23 protein-coding genes and 1 pseudogene are annotated in these 21424 nt (G+C 35.0%); 18 read left to right on the top strand and 6 right to left on the bottom strand.

The features are described 5' to 3' along the window. The first annotated feature begins 1 nt into the window (after position 1). From AEA09_RS09550 to opuFB, 9 genes are all read left to right on the top strand, one after another. The gene (locus AEA09_RS09550) at positions 2 to 1264 is read left to right on the top strand and encodes a branched-chain amino acid ABC transporter permease (RefSeq protein ID WP_053584675.1); all 1263 of its coding nucleotides are present in this window, start codon (positions 2 to 4) and stop codon (positions 1262 to 1264) included. 28 nt (positions 1265 to 1292) lie between these two features. Continuing rightward, complete coding sequence (locus tag AEA09_RS09545; RefSeq protein ID WP_053583609.1) at positions 1293 to 2087, top strand: ABC transporter ATP-binding protein; 795 nt, start codon at positions 1293 to 1295, stop codon at positions 2085 to 2087. Between the two features lie 15 nt (positions 2088 to 2102). Next, positions 2103 to 2810, top strand: a complete 708-nt coding sequence (locus tag AEA09_RS09540; protein WP_053583608.1) for an ABC transporter ATP-binding protein — start codon at positions 2103 to 2105, stop codon at positions 2808 to 2810. An 861-nt stretch (positions 2811 to 3671) separates the two neighbouring features. After that, positions 3672 to 4823: a glycoside hydrolase family 5 protein gene (locus AEA09_RS09535; RefSeq protein ID WP_245622865.1), complete on the top strand. Its 1152-nt coding sequence runs from the start codon at positions 3672 to 3674 to the stop codon at positions 4821 to 4823. Between the two features lie 144 nt (positions 4824 to 4967). Then, on the top strand, positions 4968 to 5615 hold the full coding sequence (locus AEA09_RS09530; protein ID WP_053583606.1) for a response regulator transcription factor: 648 nt from the start codon (positions 4968 to 4970) through the stop codon (positions 5613 to 5615). Continuing rightward, positions 5599 to 6993 carry a sensor histidine kinase gene (locus AEA09_RS09525; RefSeq protein WP_053583605.1) on the top strand — a complete coding sequence of 465 codons (1395 nt, stop codon included), beginning with the start codon at positions 5599 to 5601 and terminating at the stop codon, positions 6991 to 6993. The genes AEA09_RS09530 and AEA09_RS09525 overlap by 17 nt, the downstream gene beginning before the upstream one ends. Before the next feature lie 542 nt (positions 6994 to 7535). Beyond that, positions 7536 to 7691, top strand: a complete 156-nt coding sequence (locus AEA09_RS19940) for a hypothetical protein (RefSeq protein ID WP_156312126.1) — start codon at positions 7536 to 7538, stop codon at positions 7689 to 7691. Then, on the top strand, positions 7688 to 8497 hold the full coding sequence (locus AEA09_RS09515; RefSeq protein WP_053583603.1) for an ABC transporter ATP-binding protein: 810 nt from the start codon (positions 7688 to 7690) through the stop codon (positions 8495 to 8497). Before AEA09_RS19940 ends, AEA09_RS09515 begins: the two co-directional genes overlap by 4 nt. Next, on the top strand, positions 8490 to 10004 hold the full coding sequence (opuFB, locus tag AEA09_RS09510; RefSeq protein WP_053583602.1) for an osmoprotectant update ABC transporter permease/substrate-binding subunit OpuFB: 1515 nt from the start codon (positions 8490 to 8492) through the stop codon (positions 10002 to 10004). Before AEA09_RS09515 ends, opuFB begins: the two co-directional genes overlap by 8 nt. 95 nt (positions 10005 to 10099) lie before the next feature. On the opposite strand, the gene AEA09_RS19935 is transcribed toward opuFB, so the two are convergent. Continuing rightward, on the bottom strand, positions 10100 to 10267 hold the full coding sequence (locus AEA09_RS19935) for a histone protein (RefSeq protein WP_156312124.1): 168 nt from the start codon (positions 10265 to 10267) through the stop codon (positions 10100 to 10102). Positions 10268 to 10706: 439 nt separating this feature from the next. On the opposite strand from AEA09_RS19935, the gene AEA09_RS09505 reads away from it, so the two are divergent. Further along, positions 10707 to 11144, top strand: a complete 438-nt coding sequence (locus AEA09_RS09505) for a hypothetical protein (protein ID WP_053583601.1) — start codon at positions 10707 to 10709, stop codon at positions 11142 to 11144. A 26-nt stretch (positions 11145 to 11170) separates the two neighbouring features. Here AEA09_RS09505 and AEA09_RS09500 read toward each other — a convergent pair whose 3' ends face one another. After that, complete coding sequence (locus tag AEA09_RS09500) at positions 11171 to 11989, bottom strand: purine-nucleoside phosphorylase (RefSeq protein ID WP_053583600.1); 819 nt, start codon at positions 11987 to 11989, stop codon at positions 11171 to 11173. Positions 11990 to 12350: 361 nt separating this feature from the next. Then, positions 12351 to 13049, bottom strand: a pseudogene (locus tag AEA09_RS09495) (polysaccharide deacetylase family protein). A gap of 606 nt (positions 13050 to 13655) precedes the next feature. Between AEA09_RS09495 and AEA09_RS09490 the strand changes: the two are divergent. Further along, positions 13656 to 13931 (top strand): hypothetical protein, encoded by a 276-nt coding sequence (locus AEA09_RS09490; RefSeq protein ID WP_156312122.1) that lies wholly within the window; start codon positions 13656 to 13658, stop codon positions 13929 to 13931. Between the two features lie 203 nt (positions 13932 to 14134). Here AEA09_RS09490 and AEA09_RS20625 read toward each other — a convergent pair whose 3' ends face one another. Beyond that, a complete protein-coding gene (locus AEA09_RS20625) occupies positions 14135 to 14299 on the bottom strand; it encodes a P-loop NTPase family protein (RefSeq protein ID WP_156312119.1) in 165 nt (54 codons plus the stop codon). Between the two features lie 149 nt (positions 14300 to 14448). Between AEA09_RS20625 and AEA09_RS09485 the strand changes: the two genes are divergently transcribed. From AEA09_RS09485 to AEA09_RS09465, 5 genes are all read left to right on the top strand, one after another. Beyond that, complete coding sequence (locus tag AEA09_RS09485) at positions 14449 to 15087, top strand: DUF2975 domain-containing protein (protein ID WP_053583598.1); 639 nt, start codon at positions 14449 to 14451, stop codon at positions 15085 to 15087. 11 nt (positions 15088 to 15098) lie between these two features. Next, on the top strand, positions 15099 to 15305 hold the full coding sequence (locus tag AEA09_RS09480) for a helix-turn-helix domain-containing protein (protein ID WP_053583597.1): 207 nt from the start codon (positions 15099 to 15101) through the stop codon (positions 15303 to 15305). 224 nt (positions 15306 to 15529) lie between these two features. Next, positions 15530 to 16069: a TetR/AcrR family transcriptional regulator gene (locus AEA09_RS09475; RefSeq protein WP_053583596.1), complete on the top strand. Its 540-nt coding sequence runs from the start codon at positions 15530 to 15532 to the stop codon at positions 16067 to 16069. Further along, entirely contained in the window at positions 16066 to 16392 is a 327-nt protein-coding gene (locus AEA09_RS09470; protein ID WP_053583595.1) for a DMT family transporter, read from the top strand. Before AEA09_RS09475 ends, AEA09_RS09470 begins: the two co-directional genes overlap by 4 nt. Before the next feature lie 14 nt (positions 16393 to 16406). Then, positions 16407 to 16748 (top strand): DMT family transporter, encoded by a 342-nt coding sequence (locus AEA09_RS09465; protein WP_053583594.1) that lies wholly within the window; start codon positions 16407 to 16409, stop codon positions 16746 to 16748. A gap of 171 nt (positions 16749 to 16919) precedes the next feature. On the opposite strand, the gene AEA09_RS09460 is transcribed toward AEA09_RS09465, so the two are convergent. After that, complete coding sequence (locus tag AEA09_RS09460; RefSeq protein ID WP_053583593.1) at positions 16920 to 17099, bottom strand: hypothetical protein; 180 nt, start codon at positions 17097 to 17099, stop codon at positions 16920 to 16922. Between the two features lie 212 nt (positions 17100 to 17311). Here AEA09_RS09460 and AEA09_RS09455 point away from each other — a divergent pair, with 212 nt between their 5' ends. Both AEA09_RS09455 and AEA09_RS19595 read left to right on the top strand, forming a co-directional pair. Further along, complete coding sequence (locus tag AEA09_RS09455) at positions 17312 to 17743, top strand: CotY/CotZ family spore coat protein (protein WP_053583592.1); 432 nt, start codon at positions 17312 to 17314, stop codon at positions 17741 to 17743. 114 nt (positions 17744 to 17857) lie between these two features. After that, positions 17858 to 20026, top strand: a complete 2169-nt coding sequence (locus AEA09_RS19595) for a YheC/YheD family protein (RefSeq protein WP_082332617.1) — start codon at positions 17858 to 17860, stop codon at positions 20024 to 20026. Positions 20027 to 20163: 137 nt separating this feature from the next. Here the strand turns inward: AEA09_RS19595 and AEA09_RS09445 are convergent, their stop codons facing one another. After that, positions 20164 to 21369, bottom strand: a complete 1206-nt coding sequence (locus AEA09_RS09445) for an ATP-grasp domain-containing protein (protein ID WP_053583591.1) — start codon at positions 21367 to 21369, stop codon at positions 20164 to 20166. Positions 21370 to 21424: the final 55 nt, after the last annotated feature.

The following is a 21424-nucleotide window of genomic DNA, read 5'->3' as shown; positions in this document are numbered from 1 at the left end:
AATGAAAGAAAAATGGTCATTATTTTCACAAAATAAATGGGCACAAGTTCTATTATTCACGTTGTTTGTTTTCGTAACATCTGCAGCATTATATTTTTCCCAAAAATCAGTGATTGCCTTTTTATTATTACTTTCTTCTTTATTAATCCTTCATTATTTGAAGTTGAAGAAAATAACGAAATGGGTAGTGGCGGCTGGGTTATTATTTATTCTTATTCCATTTGCTTCGAGTGGAGGGCCAGCTTTCCAATCCTATATGGACGTTGCGACAATGGTTGGTATTTATGTGTCTATGGCATTAGGTCTGAATATCGTTGTTGGTATGGCGGGGTTACTTGATTTAGGTTTCGTTGCATTCTTTGCAGTAGGTGCCTATTCATATAGTATTTTTGCGACTCCACAAGCATCAAATTTTATGCCCTTTGGAACATTTCCTCTAGGTGGAGAAAGTTTTTGGATGTTTTTAATTATTGGTGGTTTCGTAGCTGCGATTGCAGGAGTTCTCATCGGGATCCCAGTACTTCGAGTGAAGGGTGATTATTTAGCGATTGTTACGTTAGGATTTGGTGAAATAATTCGAATTCTATTCAACAATGCAGATCGACCAGTAAACATTACTGGTGGTGCAATGGGGATAGCATCTGTTACCCCCCCTAAAATTTTCGGAATGGAACTTATTTTTCCAAATCAGTTTTACTTTGTCACACTTGTAATCTTATTATTTACCCTTTTTGCCGTTATTCGATTAGAGCAATCCAAGTTAGGTCGCTCCTGGAAGGCTGTTCGAGAAAATGAAATTGCTGCGCAAGCAATGGGCATACCGATTGTGAAAACGAAATTAATGGCCTTCGCACTGGGTGCATCTTTTTCCGGCATGATGGGTGTTGTATTTGCAGCAAAACAAGCATTCATCGATCCAACAAGTTTCACTTTAATGGAGTCCTTTACAATTTTAGTTATGGTTGTACTTGGAGGTATGGGCAGTGTACCTGGCGTTATTCTTGGTGCAGCAGTCGTAACAATTTTGAATTTGCAAGTATTAACTGAATTAACGAACTGGATTAATCAGCTTAACTTTAATGGGGTAATCTCCATTCCTGAAGCACTTTCTCCTGCGAAAATGCAGAAATTTATTTTTGGCGCTATTCTTGTATCATTTGCATTGTATCGACCAAAAGGGTTAATTCCTGCAAAGAATAAAGTCTTTGATGAAAAGAAACTAAAAGACGCTATAAAGAAAAAGAGCCAGATAAGTACTGACTAGAAAGGATCTACTTGTAGGAGGGATGCAAATGTCGATTTTAGAGGTGACAAATTTAACAAAAACATTCGGTGGCCTAATAGCCAATCAGGATGTCTCAATGAATGTCGAGAAAGGCTCTATAACAGCAGTAATCGGACCAAATGGCGCTGGGAAAACAACATTCTTTAATATGATTACAGGCGTCTACCAGCCAACTTCAGGCGACATTAAGCTAGAAGGGAAATCAGTAGTCGGGATTAAGGCTGATGAAGTATCCAAAAGAGGGATTTCGAGAACGTTTCAAAATATAAGATTATTCGGAGAGATGTCAGTCATTGAAAATGTGCTTGTGGGTATGCATACACAATTGAAAACAAACTTGCTTGGTATTTTCTTGAATTTTCCAGGTACAAAAAAAGAAGAATTAGAAGCAGAAGAGGAAGCTTACCGCTTGCTAAAGCATTTCGATTTGGCACATCTGTTAAATGAAAAAGCAAATAACTTAAGCTATGGTGCGCAAAGAAAGCTTGAAATTGCTCGTGCCCTTGCGACAAAACCTAAACTAATTTTATTGGATGAGCCAGCAGCTGGGATGAATCCAAAAGAAACGAAAGAACTCACTGAAATCATTAAGAGAATGGGCGAAGAGTTTGATGTTTCGGTACTGTTAATTGAACATGATATGAAATTAGTAATGGAAATATCGGAGCATATTATTGTACTAGATCATGGAGAAAAAATTGCAGAAGGAAATCCAGAAGAGATACGAACAAATCCTAAAGTAATTGAAGCCTATTTAGGTTCTAGTGCCGTTCATGCACCAACTACTACTCAACCGGTTTAAGGGAGTGAAACGTAAATGACAATACTGCAAATAAATAATATCGAAACCTATTATGGCGGTATACAAGCATTAAGAGGTATTAGTATGGATGTGAAAAAAGGCGAGATTGTTACTTTAATAGGGAGTAACGGAGCGGGGAAATCCACGACTTTAAAATCGATAAGTGGGTTGGAAAAAGTCAAAACTGGCTCCATTTTTTACAAGGAACAGGAAATCACAAACAAGCCAGCGCATCAAACGACATTGATAGGGATGGCACATGTACCAGAGGGAAGGAAGATTTTTGCAACGTTGACTGTAAAAGAAAATTTATTGATGGGCGCGTTTTCGGTGAGCAAAAAGAGTGTCATTGAAGAACGTATGGAAATGGTGTTTGGACTTTTTCCAATACTTAAGAAACGGATTGATCAAAAGGGAGGCACAATGAGCGGCGGGGAACAACAAATGCTAGCCATTGGACGTGCACTAATGATGAAGCCGGATCTATTAATGCTGGATGAACCGTCAATGGGATTAGCGCCAATCATTGTGGAGCAAATTTTTGATATTATTAGACAGTTAAATCAAGAAGGAATAACGATTCTATTAGTAGAACAAAATGCGTATCAAGCATTAAGTATTGCACACAGGGGTTATGTTATTCAAAACGGTGAGATTGTACTAAGTGGAAAAGGTACTGATCTCATTGAAAATGATGAAATAAGAGAAGCGTATTTAGCGTAACTGCTAGTAAAATCAAGAATAGCCTTTCTTTAAAAAACAGGCTCGCAAAATAGGAGGGCACTGAAAAACTCTAGAGTTGTAATTTTTTATAGTAATTATTTGCAGGAGCATTACATTTTTATTAAGGATTTAGCGCGGCGGCGTGAGACTCCTGCGGGAAAGCGAGACAGACGAGACCCCGCACGAAGCGAAGCGCAGGAGGAGGCTCGTCGCTCGCCCGCGGAAAGCGAACGCCAGAGCGCTAAATCCTAATGATTGATTTTTATTAGAGTTTTATTGAGAGAACTACTTTTTCAGTGCCCTCCAAAATAGACTTAGTTCTACTAATTTCAGTAGAGCTAAGTCTATTTTGTGTAGTGATAGCTTTTAACTATTTTCGTATACGTTTTTTAGTTTCACTATTGTAGAACTGCGCATACATAAAATAAAATACTAATAAGAGTGGTGAGGTTATAAAATTCAAGCACAATGGTAGTAATAAGTAAGCTCGTAATCAATCCACGCATATTTAACACGTAGCACCCCTTGGTACGAATGGGTGCTTATTAAAGATTCGACTACTAAAATAATCACCAATTAATAAATGAAACCCACTTTTTTTCAAAGCCACATTTACCGATTTTCTATATACGAAAAGTTAAGATCTTTTTTTGTGACATACTTGTAACATTCGTATTTTACAATGCGCTATGAGGTGAGGAAATGAGTAACAATCAAAATCGTTCGTTTAGAAGCATTCTTTCATTAATGTTAATTGTCATTCTTCTATTCGTAGTAGGATGTACAAGTAAGAAGGAAGAAGACAAAACAATAAATATAGAAGGAGACCTAATAGCAAGTAAGGAAGAAGCTTCAAGTAAGATGTCATTTTGGGATGAACAGAAAAAAGGTACAAATTTCATGAATTCAAAATCCATTCCAGAAAATTATACTGCAGCAAATGAAGAAAATATCGAATTTATCCGCTTAGCTCCAGATAAATGGGCAAAGGACAAAGATTTTTTATTCAATGATCAGCCGGATTCAAATCCAAAAAAGGATTTCCTAATTGGTAATGCAGATCAATATGAAGGTCTTGTAGAAGAAGATTTTGCGGAATTAAAAGCAGACTTAGATGAAGCTTATGAACGAGGTTCAAAAGTAGTGTTAACGGTTTTAAGTCTACCCGGAAATCGTTGGAGACAATTTAATAACCGTCAAAACGATGATCGAATTTGGCAGGATTATAGTTATCACGAACAATCTGCGCAGTTTTGGAAAGACCTCGCGTCTAGATTGAAGAATCATCCAGCTGTGGTTGGATATAATCTAGTGAATGAACCACACCCAGAAACAGCGTCAGGATTTAATGATTTTTGGACGCAAGATTACAACGAGTGGTATAGCCAAGTGGAAAATACAGCAGCAGATTTAAATAAATTGTATGAAACGGTTGTAGAAGCGATCCGTCAGGTTGATAAGGATACACCAATTATTGTTAATTCAGGATTGTATGCAACCCCATGGGCATTTGAGTATTTGAAGCCAATCCAGGATGATAACGTTCTGTACGCATTCCATATGTATGAGCCATATGAAATGACAAGTCAAAATCGTCGTAAAGGATTCGAGTATGAGTATCCTGGTAAGGTGAAAGTGGGCGAGCAGAAAACTGAAAAAATGTTTAATAAAGAAGCTTTAAAAGACTTTTTGCAACCTGTTGATAAATGGGCAAAAGATAATAATATTCCAGCTAATCGAATCATTGCTGAAGAATTTGGCATTAACCGAATGGTAAAAGGTGCTGATCAATATTTGTCAGATCTCATTTCAATTTTTGATGAATATGGTTGGCATTGGGCTTTCTACGCATTCCGTGAGGATACATGGGAAGGTATGGATTATCAGTTGGGCGATCAACCTCCAAAGTGGAAATATTGGGAAGCACTTGAAAAAGGAGAGCTACCAAATCGAGAAGAAATCGAAGTGGAGAATCCATTATGGGATGCACTGAAAAATGGATTAGTAAATTAATAAATACGTATGCTGCAGGTTAGCGTATAAATGCTAGAAAAAAGGTGAAGTCTTCTTTTAAGGAATTCACCTTTTTTCCATTATTTTCAGGAGAGGTCAATGTGTAAATAGTTAATTGTATAACAGATAAGGAGTTTATATAAAGTGAACATACTAATTGCTGATGATGAAAAACATATGACTACTATCTTAAAAACCTATTTTGAGAAAGAAGGGTTTAATGTAAGTGTTGCTTCTGAAGGGGAAGAAGCACTTGAAATCTTTTATTCGAAAAAAATAGATCTTGCAGTTTTGGATTGGATGATGCCTAAGTTAAGTGGTATTGACGTTTGCCGTGAAATAAAGAAAGTGAGCTTAACAAAAGTGGTTATGTTAACTGCAAAGACGTCGAATGATGATGAATTTGTTGCTCTTGATATTGGTGCAGATGAATATATTCGTAAGCCGTTTGATCCACGTATATTGATATTAAGAGTAAAAAAAATGCTCGGAACAGAAAAGTTGGTTGAAATAAGAAATTTGAAAATCAATTTACAAAGCAAAAAAGTATATAAAGATGGGGAAGAGTTAGTACTCTCAAAAAAAGAATATGACCTATTGAAGCTTTTATACGAAAACAAAGGGATAGTATTATCTAGAAATTCTTTGTTATCAATGGTTTGGGGTTTAGACTATTTCGGAGAGGAACGAACAGTCGATACGCATATTAATAGGCTGCGCGACAAGATTGGGGCTGACCATATCATAACCCATAGAGGAATGGGGTATAGCTTTAATGATAAAGACGAATAAAATTAGTAAAAAATTATTAATAATGGTGAGTATAATTATGCTCATCGTTTTCGGCGTTTCGTTTTTATTTAATAATTTCTTTTCCTCCGATTATTATCTCTATAAAATGAAAAACAAAGTTAACGCTGTCTATGAAGAAATCGATGATTTAACGATTCAACAACTAAGTGAAGTAGAATACCAGGTTGAAAATGCTAATAACGTTACAATCGTTACGATTGAAAATGGCGGTAGTATCGATGAAATTAATGAAAAAATCCAATTTGCGTTGTTTAAAGATAAAATTGTTTTAAATAAATTTTGGATTACAGAGGAGTCGCTAGAAAAAGTAAATGAAGGAAAAACAGTAAGGCTTCTATTTAATCAAGGAAAATTAAAGTCGAGTCTTTTAACAGTGCTATATGAGCAAGAGCATCATTTAGTGTTATTAGGAACAGTGGTCGTTCATAATACAGACGTTATAAAGATAGTGAACCAATTATATTTATACTCCATTCTCCTTGGCATTATCATCAGCATATTACTAGTAGCTTTCTTCTCTAAGAAAATTATTACGCCTTTAGAGAAACTTAAAAATGTAGCGAAAGATATTTCAAATTTAAATTTCAAACAAGTGGAAATAACCTCAGGTGATGAAATTGAAGAGTTATCACATAGTATCAATGAAATGAGCGATCGTTTGAAAAGTGTTCATTCAGAATTAGAAAAGAAAAATCAAAGTTTAAATACATTAATTTCAAGCATCTCACATGAAGTAAAAACGCCGTTGTCATTAATACAAGCGTATACAATCGGTATAAAAGATGGTCTTGATGATGGAACCTATACAGATGTTATTTTAGAACAAGTAAATTACACGTCAGAAATGGTTGATTATTTAATTAAATTATCTAAAGTACACGAATTAGAAGTGAAAAAAGAGCCATTTGAGTTAAAAAATCTTCTGCAAAAAATCATAGCGCAATATAATATTTCATTAAAAAATAAGAATGTACACATAGTGCAAAATATAGATTCAATACAAAATTCAATAATCAATGAAGATAGTAATCAAATTGAAATCGTAATGAATAATCTAATAAGCAATGCTATAAAATACGGAGAAGAGCATTATTTTGAAATTAAGCTAACCAATGAAGATAAGGACAAAATCAAGTTTACTATTCGTAATAAAACAACTCGTTTGCAACAAGAGCATCTCCCGTATATTTGGGATGCGTTCTATGTAGTAGAAGAATCGAGGAACAAAGAGGTTTCAGGGACAGGGCTAGGTTTATCCATTGTTGCAAGCATCTTAGCTAAAAATGAATTACAGTATGAAGTTATGTTAGTGGACTCATATATTAGTTTTAATATTTGGTTTGATTTAATAGAGTGAAAAAAACGCCAAGGTATCATTGAATGTCTCTTAATTTGAGGATAAAAATAAGACAAAGAACGAGCATCGCTATGATGCTCGTTCTTTGATTGAGCAAGTATCTTATTAGTGTGATGAAATCAATTGTAAAATTTGGCTATCATATACTGTACACATTACTGTGACAAAGCTTCTTTGTAATAACGGTTATATATTTGATAAGGGAATTCGAATGAAGAATTTTAAAATGCTAGTAAAAATCGTTTTATTTTTGGTTGGGGGTAAAGAGCTTTTAATTGCAAACATTTTTATTCAGAGTAAACGCAATTGTACCGAGAAATTAGACCAGTCTTATCTGTTTAAAATGTTCAAGAACGGGTACTTAAGACGTAAAATGAGAATAAGACGTGGAAATAAGAAATATAATAATATTTGGAAGTAAAAAGGTTAAAAGAGGAAAGAGTCAACACAAGTCAATTTTCAACGATGAATTTAAGTAGTGATGATTGATTAGTGTAAAAATATGGAATGTTAAAGGCAGTATATGATTGGGAGGTTTCTTGATGCATTATGTAAGGATAGATGATATTAGGCACATAGCGATGAAAATGCCAGAAGAAGTGAAGCGTGGGATTGAGGTAACAGAAAGCTTTAAATCTATAGTAGGCGAAAATCCAGAACAGTTGGAAGAAAATTATTATAGGGAGCTCTTACGATGATTTTATTTGAGAATGTATCTAAAAAGTATGATAATGACCAGATTGCAGTGAATGGAATTGATCTTGAAATTAAAAAAGGGGAATTCTTTGTTATTATTGGCCCCAGTGGATGTGGCAAAACGACATTACTAAAAATGATTAATCGTTTAATTCAGTTGACGGAAGGCACTATACGTATTGATGGAAAGAGAATAAGTGATTATAACATCCATGAGTTACGATGGAATATCGGCTATGTCCTGCAACAAATTGCGCTGTTTCCGCATATGACAATTGAAGAGAATATATCGATTGTGCCAGAGTTGAAAAAGTGGCCACAAGAGGATATTCAGCATCGCGTTCGTGCGTTATTGGAGATGGTTGGGCTTGATGCGGATAAATATAGCCAACGAAAACCATCAGAGCTCTCTGGTGGAGAACAGCAAAGAGTTGGTGTCATTCGTGCATTAGCAGCTGACCCGGAAATTGTTTTAATGGATGAGCCATTTAGTGCCTTAGATCCGATTAGTCGGTCGAAACTACAAGATGACCTTCTTGAACTTCAACGGGCGATTCAAAAAACCATCGTTTTTGTTTCCCATCATATGCAAGAGGCATTAAAATTAGCTGATCGAATTTGTTTAATGAAGGATGGGGAGATTGTACAAATTGGTACGCCTCAAGAAATTAGTCAAAATCCAGTGAATGATTTTGTGAAAGAATTCATTGGACTGAACGAGCACTCGTTACAAGGTTTCAATATGCAGCATGCGAACGAACCGATTTCTTCTAAAGAATCCATAGAAGGAGTGGATTCGAATGACTAATTTTTTTGACGTTTTCAATGAACGAAAAGGGCAACTATTAGCCTCTTTACTAGAACACGTTCAGATTTCATTTATTGCTTTATTTTTTGCTGTTGTTATTGCAATCCCTTTAGGTATTTGTTTAACAAATAAGAAGAAAATAGCCGAAAGCATAATTGGCGTCAGTGCTGTACTACAAACGATTCCTTCATTAGCGCTATTGGGTTTGTTAATTCCACTGTTCGGTATTGGTAAGGTACCTGCTATCATTGCTTTAGTAGTCTATGCGCTATTACCGATTTTACGAAATACATTCACGGGCATAAATGAAGTGGATGCTTCGCTTAAAGAAGCGGCTACGGCTATGGGCATGAATACGTGGAAGAGATTAGTGAAAGTGGAACTGCCACTTGCTATGCCTGTTATTATGGCAGGGATTAGGACAGCTATGGTATTGATTGTGGGGACAGCAACACTTGCCGCATTAATTGGTGCTGGCGGATTAGGGGATATCATTTTACTTGGTATTGACCGTAATAATCCTTCTCTTATTATTTTAGGCGCTATACCAGCTGCATGTTTAGCATTATTGTTTGATTTTCTACTGAAAAAGCTCGAATCACTTTCCTTTAAAAAATCGGTCACAGCATTAACTGCAATTAGTGTTGCGGCATTACTGATGATTCTCGCACCACTAGTAAACGTTAATGAAAAAGAAGAAATTGTGATTGCCGGGAAACTGGGATCAGAGCCTGAAATTCTTATTAATATGTATAAATTACTCATTGAAAATGAAACGGACTTAACAGTTCAATTAAAACCAGGTCTCGGAAAAACTTCCTTTGTATTTAATGCGTTGAAATCGGGGAGTATCGATATTTACCCAGAATTTACGGGAACAGCCATTTCCGAGTTTTTAAAAGAGGAAGCTATCAATAATAAGCAAGAGGATGTTTACAAGCAGGCGAAGGCAGGGATGATGGAGAAATTCGACATGGAGATGCTTAGCCCAATGACGTATAACAACACCTATGCACTAGCTGTTTCAAAAGAAATGGCGGAGACATATCAATTGAAAAATATTTCGGATATTAAGGCCATTCAAGAGTCTGTAAAAGCAGGGTTTACATTGGAATTTAATGATCGTGAAGATGGCTATTTAGGCATTCAAAAGCTCTATGGAATTACGATTGCAAATATAATTACAATGGAGCCGAAGCTAAGATATCAAGCCATGAATTCAGGAGATATTGATTTATTAGATGCCTATTCAACAGACAGTGAACTACGACAATACGATTTAACTGTATTAGCGGATGATCAAGAGTTATTCCCACCTTACCAAGGCGCTCCATTAGTAAGAGCAGAAACACTAGAAAAGTACCCCGAAATAGAACAAGCGTTAAACAAACTAGCAGATAAAATTACGGATGATGAAATGCGTGAAATGAATTATCAAGTAAACGTAGAAGGCAAAAATATTGCTGATGTCGCACGCGAGTTTTTAGAGAAAGCAGGCTTAATGTAAAATAAATGTCCAACAATGGAAAGAAGGATCTATTTACAAGTTAAAGCAGCTGGAGAAAAACGATTCGGTTTTTCTCCAGCTGTCTTATTTTGCTGTTAGGCAGCTTTTTTGCTATTTTTTTTCTTAGCTTTTTTATTAACAACTTTCTTTTCAGCTTTTTTCTTAGCTAACTTTTTCTCGATTTTCTTTTTGTCAGCTTTTTTCTTAGCTTTCTTTTCTAGTACTGCTTCTTCGATCTTGTTTTTCTTGATTTTTTTAGCCATGATAAATGCACCCCTAATATATATTGACGTTCTTTGTAAAAGAATGCCTACCTATAGGGTATACCAACCTCAATTGGAAAGCAAATATAATAAATGTAATATATTACCAATATAGTTTTTTGCGCTTTAATAGAATTACAAATAAGAGTGTTAATAACTTAGGATTATTGTTTAAAATGCCCCTGAATAGATCCACTATTCAGGGGCATGTCAACTATGATTTTGGGTGATCGCGAGTGCACTAACATACGCTCTTTATGGTTTGAATTTTGCTAACAAATGCTAAAAGTAAATAAGAAACAACAGTATATAATTACCCTGCACATCTAGTGTATTACTTGAAATTTTTGTAATGTTTGTAGAATGATAGTATATAATGAATGAAAAAATAATTGCATCTAATGAAGAAGAAAGATTTTCATAGAGGGGAGAATCCTATTTGAAAAAAACTATTTTAACTTTATATCCTTTAGCTTTTATTGCTATTGGAATATGGTTATTTTATTTGAAAACTATTTATATGGGAGTATATGATATTTTTAATAGTTGGTCGATATGTATAATTGCAGGTATAGTATTAGTGATAATGGACTATAAAAAAGTAGGGAAGACTCACCGAAGTATGTTAGTAATATTCCCAATAGGTATTGCTATTATGTTGGCATTAATTATTAGCGAAATTCCTACTATCACCTATAAAGAAGCGCAGAAAATTATTGAAGAAGAAACAGGTGAATCTCTTTTAATCCCTCCCAAAAATGAAATAGTAGGTCAATTTGGTCTGTATTACATTTACACAGAACAAGGTACCTATCTTGTTAGTTCTGAAAACGGAACATTTGTAAAAAGAGATATGATAAAAAGTAAAGAGAATTAAAATTCCCTTTACTTTTTTGGACCCTATTACATTTCTTCTAAAATACCCTTAATTAATCCAACGAATTGTTCTCTAACTTTAGCTGCCACTTCAATAACCTCATCATGCGTTAATGGCTGATCTAAAATACCACTTGCCATATTTGTCATGCAGGAAATGCCAAGTACTTTCATGTTTCCATGAATAGCAACAATCGCTTCTGGGACTGTTGACATACCTGCAGCATCTGCCCCCATTGTACGCATCATACGGATTTCAGCTGGCGTTTCGTAAACTGGTCCACTCGACCAAGCGTAAACACCTTCTTTTAAACTAAAGTTTTGTTCTTTAGCTACTTTAGAAGCAAGATTACGTAATTCAAGATTGTAAACCTGAGTGGAATCAGGGAAACGAGTTCCTAATTCATCATTATTTGGTCCAATTAATGGATTTGTACCAACCAAGTTAATGTGATCAGTAATTAACATTAAATCTCCAGGGCTAAAACTTGTATTAATTGCACCGGCAGCATTCGTAACGATTAGATTTTCTACACCTAACGCCTTCATTACACGTACTGGAAAAGTTACATCAGTTAATGAAAAGCCCTCATAATAATGAAAACGACCTTTCATCGCTACTACTGTCTTTCCTTTTAATTCTCCAATTACTAATTCGTTTGCATGACCAATTGCTTCAGACTTTGCAAAGTGAGGAATCTCACTATAAGGAATTTTGACAGGGTTTTCAATTTCATCAGCGAGAGGACCTAAACCTGAGCCTAAAATCAAACCAATCGTCGGACGATAATCTGTCTTACTCATAATGAAATCTTTAGTTTCTAAAATATCTTGAATTTTGTGCATTAATAATTCCTCCTCAAATGAAATATATAATCGCTAATAAAACTAATTTGTTAACAAACAAATATTAAAGTATGAATTCTTATTGTAAGAATAATGTTTCTTAATACTTCATCAATAGTAGTTTAATGGATTTTATACCTACTGTAAAATTAGCGAAAATTGCAATATTAATACTGAATTAAGCGACTTCTAAAACTCAAAATCGAGATGACCAACCTAGTGTAGCCTATTCACTTTTTCCTTATACTACGAACGGGGGGAAGTGGTTAAAATCCAACTGCAGAAATCAAAGCCACTTTTTTCTGTAAAAATGAATGAAATTCAAGTTAAGGTTCTCGTTTTAATAAATCGAACTTACAACTTATATATCCTGAAGTTCGTTAACAGTTATAAATGTATATCCCTCTTTTGAAAGTGCTTGTAAAATCCCTTCAATTGTTTGAAGTACATTATCCTTTTCGTCATACATTGGGTGCATCAAGATAATCGAACCTGGTTTAATATTCTCCGTCACATAATTCACTTTGTCAGAAACCGTGGAGTAATAACTATCTGGTTCAATATTCCAAGTTATTGTGTCTCTACTATTTTTATTGAGGTAATAGGGTAATCCAATGAGTTTTTTTCCGTTTGGTGGCCGAACATCAATTTCACCTTTATATCCAGCGTTTTGAATTAATTGATCTGTTTTTTCAATTTCCTCTTTGTAGTAAGAAAGTGTTTTGAAAATCATTCGATTGTGAGAATAGGTGTGATTACCAATTTGATGTCCTTCTTTTGCAATTTCTTTTGCTTCCTCTGGATGCTTTTCTATTTCTTCACCAATAAGAAAAAAGGTAGCTTTTGCATTGTACTATTTTAATAGTGGTAAAATCTGATTTACATTATCCGTTGGACCATCATCAAAAGTTAAAGCGACTACCTTTTGGTTTGTCTCAACTTGGTTAGTTAGACCTCCAAATACCTGGTATGTCCTAGAATTCATTAATTTATATGTGCCTAGTAATAGAAGGAATACTAGCAGAATCCCTATCCCAATCAATAGTAATTTCTTTTTCATAAAAGGCCTCCTTTCATTCAGAAGTTTTTCAGACAATTTTTTCATTATATCAGAATACATTTATTGTTCCCAATATGAAGTAACAGCTGCGTTCTTTGAAGAATAACACTCTTTTAGAAAACAGCCTTATTAAAATTTATATTAATAGTTTGTTTTTTAAGCAAACGGGGTATTTTAGTAGAACAGGTTAGTGGAGGGAGAGGTAGAAACAGCCTATTGTATAACAGACAAGTTTGGAACATGAGGGTTAATTCATTTGAAAGGAATATTCCATATATGAATTCTCATAATTTAGACTCTGCGAAGTACTTTAGCTAGAAGGATGTGATTGTTAAATAGAGTGGTCTTAAGAAAAATCTTAACCAATTAGTAGGCATACACTTTTTCTTCGTCTACTTCCACTAATTCAAAAAATCTGTTATAGCATCTATACCTAAAGTTTCCGTAATCCTTTCGATTTATCCGAGACACCTTTTCAATGTCTAGGTATAGCAGAAAAGAAATGCGAGTTAAACGTTATCTTTTATTTTGAATGAATTCACCGAATAACGTTAGGATTACATGTTGAATTGGTAATTTGAAAATAAAATGAAAGAGGTGGATTTTATGATGCTTATAGGGCCAATATTAATTGCTCTTATTCCGGTTGTTATTATTTTAGAACTTACAAGGTGGTTAAGTAAAAAAGAATTTCCATTTTGGATAATAATAACACCTGGTATTGTATCAATAATGGTTGCCATTAATTTATTTTATAGTGGGTTTGTTAATCTAAGAGGATTTGTAGGTTTATCTTATGGTATCCTTGCCCTTTTTCTAATAATGACTGGTTTCAAATCTTTATTTATCGGAAAAAATATAGGCTACGATGGCTATATTTAAACAATAATCAAAAATATAGAAGAATATTCTGGGATTGACCCTCAAAAGTTAGAAAAGATAATTTCATCAGACAGTTAGCTCAAATTGAGTTCGGTATTGTACCGGACTTATTTTGTATTTTGTCTTCATCCGTTTCGTCTTTGCTAACTCGTTTTTATAATGCTCCATATCTTCAAATTCCTTAAAGTAGAGAAAGTTGGATTTCAAAACCGAAAGAAATTTTCCATCAGGGTGTTCTTACTAACTCCATTTGGTCCAAGTAGACTGACAATCGTTCCTTGTTGCAGGGAAAATGAAATATCTTGTAAGACGATTTGCCCTTTGAAGCTTTTCGAGATGTTTTGTATTTCTAAAATTGTATTGTTCATATTGACCTCCTCATTTGTATTATCAGGATACGCCTTACTATAAAGTCTAATTTTAAGTAAAACAATAATTTTTTAATGATAAACATTAAATAATTATTGAAAAGGATAAAATGGTGTGTATAATAAATGGTAAGAGAGGGGATGTTTTTATGGAGCAATCAATTCAAAATAAGGAATTTACATTTTTAACAAAAGGATTACGTGCAATTTTTACGTTCATTATGGTTATAACGATACTTGGAGTTGTTTTCATGGGGGGATTACTTATAGGTGCGATGATTGTGCCAGAGAAGACGGTTAACAGCATACTTGTTAAAGGGACTGTGTCAGCTTCTGTTAACTTTGAAGCTATGGAAATAGAATTAGCTGATAAAGTAGCTAATAATATTCAATATGTGAAAAAAGATGTTGTGAAACTACTAATTGTGGCAACAATCTACATGGGAATACTATTATTTATTGTGGTGCAAGTAAGAAAATTATTAGGTAGTTTAAGTCGTGGCGTTATTTTTACCATAGCTAATGGTAAAAAAATTGAGTGGATTGCCTATAGTATACTGTTGCTAAGCATGACAGTAGGTGTGTTTCGCACGTACATTTCATATACAATAGGACATCTAACGCATATAGATACACTCTTATTAAGTACTGATTGGGTAGCAGGGGTAAGCTATCATTTTAGCGGTATTAATTGGACATTATTATTTACCGGCTTAATTATTTGGACGATTGCACGTGTCTTCCGATATGGTGCTTTTTTACAAGATGAATACGATGCAACAGCTTAGGAAGTGAAGAAATGACGATAATTATTCGATTAGATCGAATGCTAGCCGATCGAAAAATGCAGTTGAGTGAGCTAGCAGAGAAGGTGGATGTATCGATAGTCAATCTATCGAATTTGAAAACAGGTAAGGTAAGGGCAGTGCGTTTTTCTACCTTAAATGCCATATGCAAGGCACTGGATTGCCAGCCAGGAGACATTTTAGAATACGCTGAAGAATAATAAAAGTCCCAAATAGTGATGGCTATTTGGGACTTTTATTATTCTTTTTGAGTTGACTTTTCAAATTGTGAAACATAAAATATAAAAAGACCGTCTAGACGGTTTTAATTGTAGATGTCGATAAATTCAGGAATGTGTCCGATAACCTATATAAACCTTCAGTTAGAAGGGTTTAAATGATATTTTTTGTTAAAAATTGAGTATGAACGTGAGGAGGTTATTTTGTGTCTACAAAAGCAAGTCAAAAACGTGATCTTATCATTCAAACAGCAATTCAATATATACAGGATAACGATTTGAATTCATTAACATTGGATGGAGTTGCGGGGAAAGCTGGTATTAGTAAAGGGGGGCTACTCTATCATTTTAAAACGAAGGACGCTCTTCAAGCGGCTATTGCTGAAACGATCATGGATGAAATCATGCAATCTTATGAAAAATTTGCTCACCAAGAATATGGAGCTGGTAGATTAACGAGAGGATTTATTTTGGTTTCTCAAAAGGACTTAGCGCAAGGCGCACGTTTAAATATTGCAATACAAATTATGCAAAATGAGCATTCATCAATTTCCGAAGAGTATGAGCGCTTACTAGATGACTTGATGCACGATGGTCTTGAGGAATCTACTGTACATTTGATTCGATTAACGATTGATGGATTGTATTATTCGAAGTTATTAAACATCGCACCTGTTTCTCGAGAAGTAGAAGAAAAGGTCTTTGAACAATTACTGCAAATGGCAAGAAAGGACAGTGTTTCATGAGTGTTTTTGGTTTTCTATTGATTTCGATTGTCTCTGAGGTTTTTGCGAGCTCGATGTTGAAACTGACAAATGGATTCAAACGATTACTACCGTCAATTGGCGTTGTTGTTGGATATGGGTCGGCTTTCTATTTCTTATCCTTAACGCTGCAATCTCTAGCTATTGGCACAGTTTATGCGATATGGGCAGGGTTAGGTACGGCATTAACAGCGATCGTCGGAGTCATCTTTTATAAAGAGAATTTCAATGTTAAAAAGTTCATAGGAATTGCCATGATTATTGGTGGCGTTATACTTCTCAATCTTGCTGGCGGAGCACATTAAGGAGGATGTTAAGAATGAAAGGCTATGTATTTTTAGCAATATCAATTGTTAGCGAAGTAATGGGGACAATGATGCTTAAGCTTTCTGAAGGTTTTACAGTGATTGGACCGTCAATTGGTGTCGTCATTGGTTATGGTATTTCGTTTTATGGCCTGTCCTTATGTTTAAAAACCTTGCCACTTAGCCTTGCTTATGCCATTTGGTCTGGGGTAGGTACAGCGTTAACGGTCGTTTTAGGTATCATCATTTGGGGCGATACGTTTAATCTTTATTCAGCTATTGGCATTTTACTTATTATTGGCGGTGTCATTTTCCTTAATCAAGGCAACCAAAATGAGGCTACACCAAGTTCATAATCTTTATGAAAATTTCACGTTTTGTCTTTTGAAAAAAGTTTGATTAAAATCGTCTCAGCTCTATCATTTATAGAGCTGAGACGATTTTTTGTTGGCTATTTATGTTTATATCGCTATGAACATTGTGAAGATATGTACTAGAATTTAGGACCGCTATGTGGAAGAAGCTACTCATTGGGTGTACCCCGGAAATTGGTGATTAACCTTATTAAAAAATTTCGGAATTCTTGTAACGAAACACGTTTCCAGCAAAATATCCTCGGCATCCTGTGTACTCTTCCCCACTTTCAGCAATGTATACTGAATGGTTTTTAATTTCTCCTGTAGTTGCTTGCCGAATGCTTCATTCATATCAACCCTCCTACCTAGATAACGATTGAACTGTAAAAAGGTAAACAAAATATTCTCCTAAGTGTTTTTTTAGATTGTTCACCTTACAAAAAATGTCGACATATTCCTTAGTCCTACATATTATAACGAGAAAGGTATCTAATTAATATCTTAGCATTTGTTCAAGTATTTACAAATTGCTTAATCGGACTAGGGAGGAGTTGGAAAGGAAGTTGTGCATTGAGAAAGGAAACAAGCATTTTTTATGCGATGCGCTAAGCGATTTAAAAGCACTCCAGGATACAATCACGGATTTTAATTCTAAATATTATGGTCAATTACTCTTGAAAATAGTTGGTAGTGATACAATTCCCTTTATTTTAATAACAAACAACGGTGTTCACTTAAAATTAATAGATAAAGCAAAGCAATTTGAAACTGAGTATTTTCGCATAGAATCTATTGATAAAGAGCGCTGTCGTGGAACTGTTTCGTTGTTACGCTCCTTTGACTTTGAAGGAAATGATACGAATTCGATAGCTGATGTTGTGAGATTAGAAAGGACATCATCTGAAAAAACCATTGAATTAGGCTTTATATCAGCCATTCAGTTATTAAGTCCTGACTTATTACAAAGAAAAATTATCATTGAGCCCAAGTGGTAATGAAAATACAGTTAAAACTACTAAAATAATTTTTAAACTAGAGCATCTGTCCATATGCAAGTTGCATTTGCTGAATTTAATAGCTAGATAATACAATGAAAGGAAGATAATTTCATGACAATCATTGGAATGTTGCATCATCGTCTAGATCCTAAAACAGTTATTAAGTCATATGCATATGCAGCAGTTGCCAGGGCAGAAGGAGCTCAGTTTTTTTACTTTACACCTAAGAGCGTTAATTTTGAAGACCGTACCATAAAAGGTAAGGTGTATGAAGAAGGGCAATGGCAGGAAAAAGTTATGCCCTTTCCAGATGTGATTTATAATGCAGGCAGTCCCGAAAAACTAGCAGTATCGAAATGGATTATTGAGAAATTGAAAAAGGAAATACCTTTTACAACGTATTCTATAGGGAATAAATGGAATGTTATGGAGCGTCTAAAGGAGGCAAAGGAATTTGCTAGTTATTTAATCCCTACAGACACGGTGAGAAATGTTGGAGCATTTCATAAGTTTATCGATACGTATGAAAAAGTAGTGTTTAAACCGATTGACGGACGTAAGGGAAAGGGAATCTATTTCATTTCGAAAAATGAAAGTGCTTTTGAGGTACGGAAGGATAGCGAAAATACTAGTTATTCTAAGTCGGAGCTAAATGAATTGTTAAGTGAGCAACTATCTACAGGCACGTTTATCATGCAACCCTATATTCAATCGATGATGAAATCGGGTCAAGTCTTTGATTTTCGTCTCCATGTACAAAAAAATGGAGAGGGCAAGTGGGTTGTGACGACTATTTATCCGCGAGTGGCCCCAAAAGGCTCAATAATACCTAATATTAACAATGGTGGGTTTACCAATTATTTAGATCCATTTTTGGAACAGGAATTTAAGGAAGAAGCGTATAATATTCGGCGCATACTGGAGCATTTTTCATTATCATTAGCACGTCATTTAGACGAAATTCAGATGTTGAAATTTGGGGAGGTTATTGACGAAATTGGCATTGATGTAGGATTAGATGAGCATCAAAAAATTTGGATATATGAAGTAAACTGGCGTCCAGGTTGCCCACCAGCATTTTATTTAGAATTAGATGTGGTTCTCCATACAATTCAATATGCAATATATATAGCAAAAAACCAAGAACATATTAAAAATGAAATTGTGGAACGCAAGAACAAGCATCTAGTTGCCAAATCAGATTTACCGATTATCGCCATTACCGGAAGCGCTGGAAAAACGACCTCAAAGGCATTCCTTGCGTCTATTTTATCAAAAAAATGGAATATTTTTGAGTCGAAAGATTATTGGAATACGACAGAGCATACAAAAAAACATGCTGAAGAGATTAATGCTTCACATGAAGCTGTTGTTCTTGAGTACGGAATGGCCTATCCAGGCATTATCACAAATCACTGTCGCATCATCCAACCAAATATCAGCGTCGTAACAAATATTGGCCTAGCACATGTTGGGAACTTTGATGGAGATATTCGAAAAGTAGCATTGGCAAAATCAGAATTAATACATGGAATGGATCAAAATGGGTTACTTGTGGTTAACAAGGATGATGAGAATTCGAAGTATTTATCGATGAAGCAATTTAAAGGAGAAATACTGACAGTCGGTATCCATTCTGAAGCGGACTATAGAGCTTATGGTATTCGATATAAAAACAATGGCATGTCCTTTAAGATGAAACTAAAAGGGAGGGTAATTTCTTTGTATATTCCCATTTTAGGCGAACATCATGTGTACAATGCGCTCAATGCCATTGCGGTTGCCGATCAATTAGGGTTTACCCCAAGGGAAATTAAGGCGGGTCTAAATTTCAAAAAGCCACCAAGAAGGCTAACCGTGTATAACTGTCGCGATCAAATTACGGTCATTGATGATACTGTTCACTCACATCCTCAGGGCGTAAAGGCTGCTATTGATGTACTCTCTAATATTGGAAAGAACAGAAAAATTGCCATAATCGGGCAAATGCGAGAATTAGGGGAATTGAGAGAAGAAGAATATCGAAAAGTGGGCGAATACGTTTCTGAACAAGGCATTGATCTTTTAATTACCTATGGATTTAGGACTGAAGAGATAGGTGCAGCAGCTAAGGCAATCGGGATGAACCAGTCAAATATTTATCATTTTATAAATAAGGAAGAATTGCATGCGCTACTAGAGAAAATCGTAAGCCGTGACGACACCATTCTAGTAAAAGGTGCGAGTAAAACGAATATGTTTGACACTGTTAAATTCCTAGATCAAACATTTAAAGCATAAATTCAAAACCCCGAATAACTGCCAACTTGATTGTGGCAATTATTCGGGGTTTTGTTTGTTGAACGAATGTCTATAGAGGAGGAGATATTTTTAATAATTAGGAGGGCATGTAAATCGCTTCTTTTGAAATATCACGTTTAGATGGGATTCAACAGAAACTTGATTTCCTTTGCAGCGGTAATGGCATTATTTGTAGCTTCAGCTAATGTAACTCCTTCTGCAATAACGTATGCATAGCGGTGGCCCATGGATAATGGTGGGGTTAAAAATGTCCCTCTTTTAGGTTTCACATATACATCTACAACACCTTCTGACCTAGTCGCTCTTGTTTTTCCTATCACTCTTTCTAAAATGCCTTTCCTCTCAACAATGACGTATTTTGTAAAGATAAACTTTCTGTGCCTTGGCTCGACATTCGGTTGTTCACCTAAAAATAATTTAAGCGTTTCTTCGACTAAACTAAATCCGAATGCAGCGAGAATCATGTTATTCATGGCCCCCCCAGAGATTCTAGGATTTATCTCGATTAGTTTCCAACCATGGTCTGTCAAACGGAGCTCTAGATGTAGTGTCCCATTTTCAATGTCAAATTCTTTGACGATAGAATGGAGCACCTCCTCAATACCTGTTTGAATATCTGTTGGAACTTCAGCGAGTACACCATAACCAGTAATGATAAAACGGTTGCCCTCTGTTATTTCTTGTTCAATAATGCCGATAATTTGAGCTTGCCGTTTATAGACGAGGGCCTCAACTAAATATTGTGGCCCTTTAATAAACTCCTCAATCATGATTGTTTCATCAGGTTTTTTGCTTTGGAGGAACCGGAGATGTTTATTTAGTTGCCTTTTATTTTTTGCCAGCAATACATCTTTAGAACCGGTTGATTTTGGGGATTTCACCATCACTGGGAATTCCATATTATTGGCAAATGATTCGTTAGGTTTGATAGGAACAAACTTCGGAGAATATGGTTGGTTCTTTAGGAAATTTCTTGTTTCTTCTTTATCTTCCATCATTTCAATGGCTTTTGATGATGAATAATTTTGACAAAATTCATCACATAAAATAGAGGCAATATGAACAAAGGGATCTACAAAACTAACAATAGTTTTAATCTCTAATCCGATACTAGACAAATTCCGAATTTCCGCTTTCATTTTCTCTATATTAGTAGTATCGATGAAAATCATCTTATGGATATCTGGATAGGCTTTTCTCTGTTGTAATTGCTTTTCATTGTTTGTGAAAAGCACCGTCAAGTAACCCAATTTCTCTGCTGCTTTAATTGCTTCGCGGCTTGATCCGGATTTATTTGTACCGATAAAAATAATTGCTTTCAATTATCTCGCTCCTTTAATAATTACTTGGATTGTTATTACACATTTTATAAATATG

This window comes from Lysinibacillus contaminans (assembly GCF_001278945.1).
Classification (GTDB): domain Bacteria; phylum Bacillota; class Bacilli; order Bacillales_A; family Planococcaceae; genus Lysinibacillus; species Lysinibacillus contaminans.
This window is presented reverse-complemented; position numbering and strand designations above follow the sequence as displayed.